The sequence below is a fragment of the Lonepinella sp. BR2357 genome, from assembly GCF_051851525.1.
In the GTDB taxonomy this organism is placed as follows: Bacteria; Pseudomonadota; Gammaproteobacteria; order Enterobacterales; family Pasteurellaceae; genus Lonepinella.
On sequence record NZ_JBPDVG010000006.1, the window covers coordinates 96960 to 109161 of the forward strand.

Here is a 12202-nt window from a genome sequence, read left to right on the forward strand (position 1 = left end):
GCTGATTACAGCATATTTTTTTCGCCCCGAGAAAGGCTAATCAAGCCTGAACGCACAATCTCTAACACGTTAGTTTCTTCTTTTAACGCATGAATAAACGCATCCAATTTATCTTTGGTACCCGATAGCTGAACAGTATAAGATTTGGTGGTCACATCCACGATTTGGCCTCGGAAAATATCCGCTAAGCGTTTGATCTCGTCACGTGACGTGCCTGTCGCACGTACTTTAACTAACATCACTTCACGTTCCACATGATCGCAATCGCTTAAACTGATCACTTTAAACACATCAACCAGTTTATGTAATTGCTTTTCAATTTGTTCTAATACTTGTTCATCACCCGAGGCTTCAATGGTCATCCGTGAAAGTGTCGGATCATCTGTGGGCGCCACGGTTAGACTTTCAATGTTAAACGCACGTTGTGAAAATAAGGCGACCACACGGGATAAGGCACCAGATTCATTTTCTAATAATACTGATAAAATTCTACGCATTTTGTTTCTCCTTATTCTTTTTCTGGTGCACCTAACAACATTTCATTCATCGCCCCACCCCGTATTTGCATTGGATACACATTTTCGGTGGCATCGATCAACACATCCACAAAGACTAATTTGTCTTTAATGGCAAAGGCTTGAGTGAGCTTTTCTTCTAATTCATCGGCATGATTGATTTGAATCCCTACATGTCCGTAGGCCTCGGCTAATTTCGTAAAATCAGGCAACGAATTCATATACACTTGTGAATGGCGACCTGAATAAATTAAATCTTGCCATTGTTTGACCATGCCTAAGAAACGGTTATTTAAACTCACAATCACAACGGGCGTGTCATATTGTTTGACGGTGGACAGTTCTTGAATATTCATTTGAATACTGCCGTCCCCCGTTACACACACCACGGTGCTGTCTGGATGGGCGAATTTCACCCCAATCGCTGCCGGCAAACCAAAGCCCATGGTGCCTGCACCGCCTGAGTTGATCCAACGGCGTGGTTCATCAAAGGGATAATGTAACGCCACGAACATCTGATGTTGTCCCACATCAGAGGCAATATAAGCGTCGCCTTTGGTTAAGCGATAAATGGTTTCAATCACCGCTTGTGGCTTAATTTCTTTTGAAGTGCGGTCAAATTCAAGGCATTTTTTCGCTTTCCATTGATCGATTTGTTGCCACCATTCCGTTAAATCCGATTGAGATTTGGCTAAATTTTCATCTTGTAATAAGGCTAAAAATTCGCTAAACACATTATCCACACTGCCAACAATCGGAATGGCGGCCGGAATATTTTTTGAAATTGAGGTTGGGTCAATATCAATTTGAATGATTTTGGCATGTGGGCAATATTTTTTTACATTATTGGTGGTGCGATCATCAAAGCGCACCCCAACCCCTAAAATCAAATCGGAATCGTGCATGGCACAGTTGGCCTCATAAGTCCCGTGCATGCCAAGCATACCTAAGAATTGGCGATCCGTTGAGGGATACGCTCCTAATCCCATTAAGGACGACGTCACCGGTAAATTTAATAATTTGGCAAATTGACGCACTTTGTCACTGCTGTTGTTAATCACCACCCCGCCGCCTACATACAACACCGGTTTTTTCGCCACCAATAAGGCTTTCAAGGCTTTTTTAATTTGCCCTTTATGACCTTGCGAATTTGGGTTATAAGAACGTAAGCTCACCTCTTTTGGATATTCATAAGGATATTTATTGGCCGGATTGACCATATCTTTAGGAATATCAATCACTACAGGCCCTGGTCGCCCCGTAGAGGCAATATAAAAGGCCTTTTTAATGATTTCAGGAATCTGTTCAGGACGTTGAATAATAAAGCTGTGTTTCACCACAGGGCGGGTAATTCCTATCGTATCACACTCTTGGAATGCGTCGGTGCCGATTAAATTAGAGGGTACTTGTCCCGTTAAAACCACTAACGGCACGGAATCCGCATAGGCGGTGGCGATTCCCGTAATCGCATTGGTGGCACCGGGGCCTGAAGTCACTAACACGCAGCCTACTTCCCCCGTAGAACGCGCATAACCATCAGCCATATGCACCGCAGCTTGTTCATGACGAACCAACACATGCTCAATGCCCCCTAACGTATGGATAGCGTCATAAATATCCAACACCGATCCACCTGGATAGCCAAACAAAAATTTTACTCCCTGATCACGCAACGACTGCACAACCATTTCTGCGCCTGATAATTTCTTCATAAAATCACTCCGTTTTTACTCATTATTCTTGCCGAATTTTAACCGCACTTTTCACTTCAAGTACCTTGTTCGGTATCACTGTAAAGTCAGTGTACTAAATTTTGATTAATTGTCTATTCTTTTTTTTGCCATAAAATCCAAATTAATCAGAATAAAATTCTAAATTTATTAAAATAACAATATTTAATAAATAAAAATAACTCAAAAAGTAAAAAATGCGACATAAAGCCGCATTTTATAAAAACAAAACAAAATAAAATTTTATTTAAAAATTTTCATCAGATCACAATTTTAGCGTTTTCTACTGATCAATATCGTCATAAACAACACGGCACCCGTCGTAATAAAACCTAACCAACCAGACTGAGTGAAACCGATCACTAAATAGCCAATGGTGGTCGCTAATGCCACTAATAACGCATAAGGCAACTGTGTGGTCACATGATCAATATGGTTACATTTCGCTCCCGTTGAGGATAAAATCGTGGTATCTGAAACAGGTGAACAATGGTCACCACAAACTGCGCCCGCCATGACCGCAGACAAGCAAGGTAACAATAATTCCGGTGAGGCATTCACCGCAATAGCAGCCGCAATCGGTAACATAATCCCAAAGGTTCCCCAACTGGTGCCCGTTGAAAAGGCCATGGCGGCGCCTAAAACAAAGAGAATTGCCGGTAAAAAGGCCGGATTTAAATTGTCAGAAATTAAGGTAGACAAGTATTTCCCCGTTTGCATATCGCCCACAATTTTATTAATCGTCCAAGCGAAGAATAAAATGGCAATGGCGCCTAACATGGATTTCACACCCACCCACCAAGATTTTCCGTATTCGTTTAAACTCACATTGCGGTTAGCTAAAATTAATAAGCTCGATACCACTAAGGCACAAACACCACCCACCACTAAGGAAATCCCAACGGTGGTATTCTCAAAGGCGCCCAACACGCTAAACGGTTTACCATCTGCACTTAACACATCATTACCGGTTTTCATCATCATTGCCACCGTGGCGACAATCAAGGTGATAATTGGCAACACCAAATTGCGCACTTTCCCCGAGCTTTGCTCTTGTTCTTCACTTTCTTCTGTCGCTTGTTCTAACGCTAATTGTTCATGACGAGCCATCGGACCAATATCAAAAGAAAAATAAGCCACCACAAAAACCATAATCATCGAAAAAATCGCATAGAAATTCATCGCACTCATGGTCATAAAGGCACTAAATGGCGAATAACCGGTAATAGCATGTTCTGCTAATAAGCCCGCAATCAGGGTCATAATATAGGCACCCCAACTGGAAACGGGCATCATCACGCACATTGGTGCGGCGGTGGAGTCTAAAATATAAGCCAATTTTGCACGTGACACATGAAATTTATCGGTCACCGGACGTGCAATGGCGCCTACCGCTAAACTATGAAAATAATCATCAATAAAGGTCACAAACACCAAACAGGCCGCCATTAATTTCGCACCACGACGCCCTTTAATGCGTTTTTGCGCCCATTTTGCAAAGGCTTGATTACTGCCCGACACGCTCAAAAGTGCGGTTAAAATGCCCAGTAATAATAAGAAAAGAATAATATGAAGATTGCTGTCATTGAAAGCAAACTGACCTTGTTCGTCCACTTCATAAATTAATGAAGAGACACGTTCAAAAAGATAGCTCAGTGTTGATCCCACCTGAGCATTGGTGAGCATTAAAGCACCCACAATAATACCAATACTTAATGACAACAAGACTTTACGGGTAATAATCGCCAACCCGAGCGCTAATAATGGCGGTACAACCGACCAAATTGAGGAGGAAAAATCGATAAGATCCATATGTTCTACCTAAAGTAAGGGAGAACCACTGACATTAGTTTCATCATACAGCCAATGAAAATAATTTAGAAATAAAGGCAGTAAAAACCACCCCTAACAGTAGCGCTCCATAGTAAATAAAGTGGCATAATAAATTACACCCTCGACTATGACAGTAACGTTTCTTTCGATAACGTCACCAACCAATTAAAATGACTTTTAATTGATTTCGGCGAATATTCCTTTCCTTTTTCTTCATCGTTATCCACTCGGAAAAAATACTTATAATATCCGCACCTCTACATTTGTAGGATGTGCAAAGATTACCTCAATAATGGACAAATGCCAATAGGTATGAAAAATATTTTTTCATTATCTCAGCAAAAAACGAAATATTTACAAAAAACAAGAATAAGGATATGATTATTCGTATCTGATTTTAAATTAACTTATCACTGGAGAATATAATATGAGTAACCTCGTAAATGTATTAACTAACTTACGTAGCTTACGTGCTGCAATTAATACGATTGATTTAGCCAAAGCAGAACAAATCCTCGAAAAATTACAACTGATTATTGATGAAAAACGCAAAGCCGCCGAGGCGCAAGTGGCGGAAATCAAAGCTCGTCAAGAGCTGATAAAAAAATATCAAGCTGAACTGAAAGAAAAAGGGATTTCCTTATCTGAATTAATTGACAATCATGTTGAAAACAAAGTCAAAAAACAACGCACTTCACTGCCTGCAAAATATCAATATATTGATGACAATGGTGAACAACGCACTTGGAGTGGTCAAGGTCGTACACCAAAAGCCATTAAAAATGCCTTAGATGCGGGAAAATCCTTAGACGATTTTAAAATCTAATTCGCCTCACTTTTCCGATAAAACCCATTAATTAATGGGTTTTATTTATCTCCAATACAAAGAAAACGCATATGATTGAAAATAAAATTTTATTAACCGACTGTCCTGATGATAAAGGACTTATCGCAAAGATTACGAATATTTGTTATAAGCACCAATTAAATATTATACATAATAACGAATTTGTGGATTTTGAAACCAAACATTTCTTTATGCGCACCGAATTACAAGGTATTTTTAATGAAGAAACCTTGCTAGCGGATTTAAATTTTAGTTTACCACAAGGGACAAACTGCCGTTTAATTGATAGTAGCCGAAAAAAACGTATTGTAATTTTAGTCACCAAAGAGGCCCATTGTTTAGGTGATATATTAATGAAAACCTATTATGGCGGCTTAGATCTTGAAATTGCGGCGGTCGTTGGCAATCATGAACATTTACGTTCCCTTGTTGAACGCTTTGATGTGCCTTTTCATTGTATTAGCCACGAAAATTTAACACGTGTAGAACATGATAAATTATTGGCCGACAAAATTGATGAATATCAGCCTGATTTTATTGTGCTCGCCAAATATATGCGTGTATTAAATCCTGAATTTGTCGCTCGTTATCCAAATCGAGTGATCAATATTCACCATTCTTTTTTACCTGCCTTTATTGGTGCCAATCCCTATAAACGTGCTTATGAACGTGGGGTAAAAATTATTGGGGCAACCGCACATTTTATTAATAATGAATTAGATGAAGGCCCAATTATTATGCAAAATGTCATCAATGTGGATCATACTTATTCCGCAGAAATGATGATGAAAGCGGGACGAGATGTGGAAAAAACCGTATTAAGTCGTGCATTAGATTTGGCGATTCATGATCGGCTATTTGTATTCCAAAATAAAACCATTATTTTATAAACCTATATTTAACACCCAATATAAAAAAATCCCCAGAAATTATCTGGGGATTAAAATTCGCAATAAATAATTTATTATTTAATCACAACAACATCAATTGCCGCAGGACCACGTTGAGAATCTTGTACATTATATTCTACGTTATCACCTTCGTTTAAGGTTTTGTAGTTGTCACCCACGATACCAGAGAAATGAACGAATAAATCTTTTCCGCCATTTGCTGGAGTGATGAAACCAAAACCTTTATCAGAGTTGAACCATTTTACAGAACCGTTTAATTTAGACATGTTGTCTTCCTTATATTTTAAAATTTAAATTTGCGCTTGGAAATGCAAGCAATAACGCTAAGAAAGAATATAGAAACTGATACTAATAAAGATCCAAGAACAAATTTGAAACTTGTGATACGGAAGAACTAATAACGCATTTTATAAACTATCGTCTAGCAGGCGCTGATTAGAACATTAATCACCCATTAAAGCAAGTGATATTTCCTATTATTTTAAAATAAAAATAATTATTAAAAAATTTAGAAAAAATACACATTCCCCCTCACGCTCATACACAAAAAAGCTGGCAAGCCATTTGACTTACCATCTTTTTAGTTATCTTAGCTACACAACATCACTCATTGGGGCAATTTAATTTATTCCCTCTTATTTTTCAGTTTCGTTGGTATTATTATTCACAATATGCAAATCCATTTGATCATAAGGAATGGAAATGCCCGCCTCGTCATAAGCCACTTTCACGTCCTCTAACATGGCCCAATAGACTTTCCAATAATCTGAATTTTTCACCCAACCACGTGCTATTAATTGTACACTACTCGCCTCTAAGGAACCCACAGCAATCACGGGTTCAGGGGTTTTTAACACCATATCATTTTTCGCAAAAATGGCAGCCACAATGTCTTTCGCTTGTTTAATATTCGACTCATAAGAAATATCAAAGGTTAAATCCACACGGCGAGTCTCATTCAAAGAATAGTTAGTAATGCTATCGGCAAACACTTTGCCATTTGGCACTAATACGGTTTTATTGTCACCTGTTCTAAGCTCCAACATTAATAAACCCATTTGATGAACCGTTCCCGTGGTGCCAGACGTTTCAATAAAATCACCTTTATTAAAAGGTTTGAAGATCAGCAACATCACGCCCGCTGCAAAATTCTGCAAGGAATTTTGTAAGGATAAACCAATGGCTAAACCCGCCGCACCAATTAATGCCACTAGCGAGCTAGTATTAATACCTAACTGGGAAAGTGAGGCAATCACCGTGATTAAAAGCAATAAGAAATAACTGATGGAACGCACAAAACTTTGTAACATTTCATCTTTGGTCGAGGCTAAGGCGGCTCGTCCTAATAAATTACTCACCACTCGAGTGATGATTTTCCCCACATAAAAGATGACAATCGCCAATAAAATTTTGGTACCATAAGGAATAATCCAGTCGTTTAATAAAGTGCCTAAATCCATATTCGACACTTCTTTCAGAATTTTTCCTGTTTCACCAATCACATCTAACTGTGCGGTTTCCGTTGCATTTTCTGCAGCCATTTTTGTTTCCTCTTTTGATTAAAATAAATTGTGACAAACCTACATTACAAACCCACGGCAGCCTTAATTCTGTCCGCAAACATCCCCACACTCAAAGCATAATAATTAGATCGGTTCCAATCTAAAATGGTGCGGAAATTATTCGATACTAAAAATGCACGTCCCACTTGTTTATCGGGTTGCACTAACCACAAATTCGCAGAAGATAAAGCGTTGAGTTTTTGTGCCTCTGCACTGTTTTTTAACATAATGCCTCGGGCTTGCCAATCTTTCAGCGAGCGTGCTTTACCTTTTTCTGTTCCCGATAAGGCTAAATCAACCGGTTGAGTAAGCTGTACTTCCACGCCCCAAGGTAAGCGGTCATTCCACCCTACGGTGTGCAAATAGTTGGCAATAGAGGCAAACACATCATATTCATTTTTCCAAATATCTTTACGCCCATCGCTATCACCGTCTGCAGCATAGTTTAAATAAGAGGTCGGCATAAATTGCGTCTGTCCCATCGCCCCCGCCCAAGAACCGAGCATTTGCACCCGATTTAAATAGCCTTGATCGAGCATTTTCATCGCATTGATAAATTCTTGGCTAAATAATTTTTCACGGCGGCCATCAAACGCTAAGGTCGCTAATACGGAAAGTACATCAAAATTACCTTGATAGTAACCAAAACTGCTTTCCATACCCCATAAGGCTAAAATAAATTCTTGCTGTACGCCATATTTTTGGCTGGCTTTTTGCAAGGAAGTACGCACGTCCCAATAATTATCTTCGGCTTTATTTACTTTGGCTTGCGTAAGGTGTTTGTTAATATAATTTGTCGCACCATTTGGATTCGGTGGAGCGGGTGGCTGATTTTTACGACGTGCCGCATTGCCTGCTTGTTTTTGATCTAAACGCACCGCACTTTCAATATAAGAAATGTTATTTTGAGCATTTAAGGTTTTCGCAGATACGCCCTGTCCTGCTGCTTTTTGTTTGAGAAATTGCACGTAATCATTAAAATTATCTAATGTACGTGCTTTGCTGTAAGTGGCGTCACTCCCTAAAGCAGACACCGACATGTTGCCCGTCTTATTGGAGGAACAGCTTGCGACAGCTAAACAAGCACAAAGTGCGGTGATTTTTAATAAGGTTTTCATGGATTTTACTTTCCTATTTACGAATAAATTGATATAACTTTTCAAGTAATGCTTTGGGTAATAAACGAGGTAACATTCTGGTTAAAAATACGCCAAATCCAGTAATGGGATGTTGTAATTTTACTTGCGATTTCAATCGGTAAAGTTGCCATTCAAATTTGGCTTGCGACAAGCCACGGCGACGACCAACCATACCATTGCCGACACGCGCATAAACCAAAATATCAGATAAATTAGCCACTTGCGTAGGATTCTGTGCTACCAGATTGATCCACAAATAATAATCTTCTTGCAATCCTTGATAGCCGCCTGCTTTTAATACGGCTTGGCGTTGGTAAGCCACGGTCATGTGGTTAAACGGGCAGCGTTTTTGGGTAAATGTCACAATATCGGAGGCTGTGGTCGGCACTTTTCGATAGCTTACAATATCTTCAATGTTTGCACCGAATTCAGCAATTTGACCACCTAAAATCACCACTTCAGGATGTTGTTCAATAAAAGCTACTTGTTTTTCAAAGCGGTCGGGATAACAAATATCATCCGTATCCATGCGGAAAATCCAATCATGACTGGCCGCTTGAATCCCTTGATTTAAGGCTTTACCTAACCCAACATTTTGGGCTAAGGGGAGCAATTTAAGCGGTAAAATGGCGGTAAATTCATCAATCACCGCTTGCAATGCTGGCGTAATGGCACCGTCTAACACTAACAGAATTTCATCCGCCGGACGTGTTTGTGTCACTAAACTTTGTAAACATGCCCGTAAATATTCGGGCTTTTCCTTAATATATAAGGACATTAATACTGAAAATTTCATTTGCTATTCCGTTTAAATATAGCGTTTTAAATTAATCGCTAATTGAGGCGATATTGTACTGATAATCGCAATCATCAAATGTTTCACGTTATGGCTTAAACCAAAGATTTTAAAATAATAATAACCGGCTTTACGGGATAAATTCATGGCATGTGGATAAGACAACATATATAGCGAATTGATCGCAAAATTTTTCGCTTGCTGTTCGGTTTTGACATATTGTTGACCGATCATCGCAATGGCTTTTTCGGTGTTTTCCGTATTCGTGGATACACTCGATCTTTTGGTATGAAAAGCACAGATACTCAATGGCTCATCAATATATTTTGGGCGAAAATCAGGGCAACTTACTGCTTTTAACACAAAATCATAATCTTCTAAAGATTTTAACGCCGTGGATAATCCACCTAACTGCCAAAAGAAGTCTTTTTTAATCGCAATCATTGGCATACCACCGATTTTATTGACCAATAAAATTCTTTCTAATGAAATCTCTTGTTCGTTAATAGGCTTGGTCACATAACTAAATTTTTCATTCACCATTTCACATTTGGCAGGATGATAAATAAAGTTCAGCGTTGAATTTTGCTCAATGGTTTCGGCAATAATTTGACATTTTCGCTCATCAAAACGATCATCATCATCTAAAAATAATAACCACTCGCCTGTTGCCATTTTGGCACCATGATTACGACTTTGAGCGGGTCCAGCATTTTGTTCATTACGAATAAGTTTAACCTCAAAGCTAAAAGTGAGGTCAATTTTTAACGGATTTGGCGAACAATCATCAACCACAATGACCTCAAAATTCTTTGCGGTTTGTTGTTCTAAACTCACCAATAAACGATTAACTTCCAGATTACGATTATAGGAAGGTATGATAATACTAAACATGATTTTTTCTCACAATTTGTTTACCCTGCCCACCAAACAACGAAATAAACATTAAAAAGATAAACATAATCCCAGGGTAAGCGTAGGTATCGGCTTTGACATTTAATAAACTCAACAATAACAAGCTAGATAAAATAAATTTCCAACTGCCATTAAACCAGTTATCCGCAATCCGTTTCACAAAATAAGCTGTCACCACAAAACAAACCGCAATATAACCGATACCACCATATAATGCCTGACGAATAAAACCAGAGTCCGATCCGCCGTAATAACCTTTGCCGTTCAGATTATAATATAAGCCGTCACCTATCATCAGTTGTTTTAAACTTGGCATAAATAAATGTTTTTGCATTAGGGTATCCGTGGAAGAAGATAACCCAGTAGAAATACCAATAAATTTAGACGCTGGACGATCTGTCCCATAAATCAAATTAATCAAGGGTTCTAAAGCATGTTCAATATAAAGGCTTGATTGATAATTTATGGCTAAAATAAAAATTAATAAGCCGAACAATATTATCGGCAAAATATAATCTCGTTTAAAATAAATGACTAAGCTAAAAACAGAAAGTAATAAAAATGTTCTGCCTGAAATCAATCCGATACATAACATTAAAAACACATAAATCCCTTGCAATTTAGCTTGCTTCTCGGCATAAGCTAATAAAAAATGCAAAAGCATTAAGTAAAAGGCACTTAATTGGAAAAAGGCGGATGATGTTATGTTGTATAAACGATATTCCTGCTCCGATCCTGTAAACTGCGGTAAAATGGCACTGGCATTTGTACCTAATGCAATGCTAACTAAAAACGGAATACCCGTTAGTGCTAAAACGCCCATAATAGACTGAGCCACTATTCCTATTTTAATATCTCGAATAAATAGGCTTTTTTCTTGTTGCAGATAAAATAAATTATAAATTGCAATCCCCAATATAAATATCACCAACAGTTTAATATACATACTCAGTACACCAAACTCTGCTGTACCATTAATCAAAATCGGGATCACGGAAACAAGCACTAAAGCAGCACAAACGAATAAACTGTCTGCTGGAATAATCACTTGATTAATTTGTTTTTTATACCATTTATAAGCCAACCATAACACTGCAATAACACCAGCGACTAGACTCATTCGGATAAAATGAAAAGCCCAAGGATCATAAAGATAAAATAAATTAAATAATGCTGACATTATAAATTTCTCTTAATCGCTAACAGCTTTTTGGCTGGAAATTTCAGCCATTTTTGCCACCAACTATGTTTTAAGGCGGCACGTAAATCGGCTAAATTACTGGCTAATTTGGGGTTTTCAATCACCATTAACGGACGAATCACGATAATATCTAAGCCTAATTGTTTCTCAAACCAAATAAAATCATCTGCCAACCAAAAGATTTTTTGCTGTTGTTCAATGTAATCTAAGAACTTTTGACAAGCCGATTTTTTTATTAAATAAGCCACCGTGCCTGCAAAATAATTTTTATAAGGATAAGCATAACGATAACCTGTTGTCGCTATCTTCTTTTGCAGAAAACGCAATGTGGTTGGATAATTAATCTTCAACTCAATATCATCAAAGGTTGGGATTTTTGATTGTCCGACTAAAATAATATCGGCGGTAAGATTTTCAGTTAAAAGTGCGGTCAAATTTTGCTGAAAATTTTCTGCCAACAACGTATCATCTTCACAGACTAAAGCATAGTCATTTGCTTGAACAGTTTCATCATCTACAATTTTTTGATAAATCGCTAAATGGCTTAAAGTACAACCAATTTCACCTTTAGTCACTGCTCGTCCGTAGGCTTGTTTAAACCCATTAAAATCAAAACGGCTTTCTAATTCTGATGGTGACAAATTCATGGTATTAATGGCATTAAATACGTTAAAATCTGCTGTATCTGGTTGAGAGAAAAATAATTCCCTACGCTGTATGTCTTTTTCTAAAGAAATTAAAAATTTTCGCATT

12 protein-coding genes and 1 riboswitch are annotated in these 12202 nt (G+C 38.1%); of the genes, 2 read left to right on the forward strand and 10 right to left on the reverse strand.

Translation table 11 applies throughout. From position 1 onward, the window contains the following. Positions 1-5: 5 nt before the first annotated feature. From ilvN to ACTG7L_RS05360, 3 genes are all read right to left on the reverse strand, one after another. The gene (gene ilvN, locus ACTG7L_RS05350; protein ID WP_439242524.1) at positions 6-497 is read right to left on the reverse strand and encodes an acetolactate synthase small subunit; all 492 of its coding nucleotides are present in this window, start codon (positions 495-497) and stop codon (positions 6-8) included. 11 nt (positions 498-508) lie between these two features. Continuing rightward, positions 509-2227, reverse strand: a complete 1719-nt coding sequence (locus ACTG7L_RS05355) for an acetolactate synthase 3 large subunit (protein ID WP_439327722.1) — start codon at positions 2225-2227, stop codon at positions 509-511. Positions 2228-2518: 291 nt separating this feature from the next. Then, positions 2519-4057 (reverse strand): Na+/H+ antiporter NhaC family protein, encoded by a 1539-nt coding sequence (locus ACTG7L_RS05360; protein ID WP_439327723.1) that lies wholly within the window; start codon positions 4055-4057, stop codon positions 2519-2521. 92 nt (positions 4058-4149) lie between these two features. Further along, positions 4150-4346, reverse strand: a riboswitch (Lysine riboswitch). A 159-nt stretch (positions 4347-4505) separates the two neighbouring features. On the opposite strand from ACTG7L_RS05360, the gene ACTG7L_RS05365 reads away from it, so the two are divergent. Both ACTG7L_RS05365 and purU read left to right on the forward strand, forming a co-directional pair. Next, positions 4506-4904: an H-NS family histone-like protein gene (locus tag ACTG7L_RS05365; RefSeq protein ID WP_439327724.1), complete on the forward strand. Its 399-nt coding sequence runs from the start codon at positions 4506-4508 to the stop codon at positions 4902-4904. 71 nt (positions 4905-4975) lie between these two features. Continuing rightward, the gene (purU, locus tag ACTG7L_RS05370) at positions 4976-5815 is read left to right on the forward strand and encodes a formyltetrahydrofolate deformylase (protein WP_439327725.1); all 840 of its coding nucleotides are present in this window, start codon (positions 4976-4978) and stop codon (positions 5813-5815) included. A 74-nt stretch (positions 5816-5889) separates the two neighbouring features. Here the strand turns inward: purU and cspE are convergent, their stop codons facing one another. From cspE to ACTG7L_RS05405, 7 genes are all read right to left on the reverse strand, one after another. Further along, entirely contained in the window at positions 5890-6102 is a 213-nt protein-coding gene (cspE, locus tag ACTG7L_RS05375; protein WP_386685963.1) for a transcription antiterminator/RNA stability regulator CspE, read from the reverse strand. Between the two features lie 369 nt (positions 6103-6471). After that, positions 6472-7377, reverse strand: coding sequence for a mechanosensitive ion channel family protein (locus ACTG7L_RS05380; RefSeq protein WP_439327726.1), 906 nt, complete (start codon positions 7375-7377; stop codon positions 6472-6474). A gap of 44 nt (positions 7378-7421) precedes the next feature. After that, the gene (locus ACTG7L_RS05385; protein ID WP_439327727.1) at positions 7422-8516 is read right to left on the reverse strand and encodes a lytic murein transglycosylase; all 1095 of its coding nucleotides are present in this window, start codon (positions 8514-8516) and stop codon (positions 7422-7424) included. Positions 8517-8529: 13 nt separating this feature from the next. Then, positions 8530-9333 carry a glycosyltransferase family 2 protein gene (locus ACTG7L_RS05390; protein ID WP_439327728.1) on the reverse strand — a complete coding sequence of 268 codons (804 nt, stop codon included), beginning with the start codon at positions 9331-9333 and terminating at the stop codon, positions 8530-8532. A gap of 12 nt (positions 9334-9345) precedes the next feature. After that, positions 9346-10227 carry a glycosyltransferase family 2 protein gene (locus ACTG7L_RS05395; protein ID WP_439327729.1) on the reverse strand — a complete coding sequence of 294 codons (882 nt, stop codon included), beginning with the start codon at positions 10225-10227 and terminating at the stop codon, positions 9346-9348. Next, the gene (locus ACTG7L_RS05400; RefSeq protein ID WP_439327730.1) at positions 10220-11428 is read right to left on the reverse strand and encodes a hypothetical protein; all 1209 of its coding nucleotides are present in this window, start codon (positions 11426-11428) and stop codon (positions 10220-10222) included. The genes ACTG7L_RS05395 and ACTG7L_RS05400 overlap by 8 nt, the downstream gene beginning before the upstream one ends. After that, positions 11428-12201 carry a glycosyltransferase family 25 protein gene (locus ACTG7L_RS05405; RefSeq protein WP_439327731.1) on the reverse strand — a complete coding sequence of 258 codons (774 nt, stop codon included), beginning with the start codon at positions 12199-12201 and terminating at the stop codon, positions 11428-11430. The genes ACTG7L_RS05400 and ACTG7L_RS05405 overlap by 1 nt, the downstream gene beginning before the upstream one ends. Position 12202: the final 1 nt, after the last annotated feature.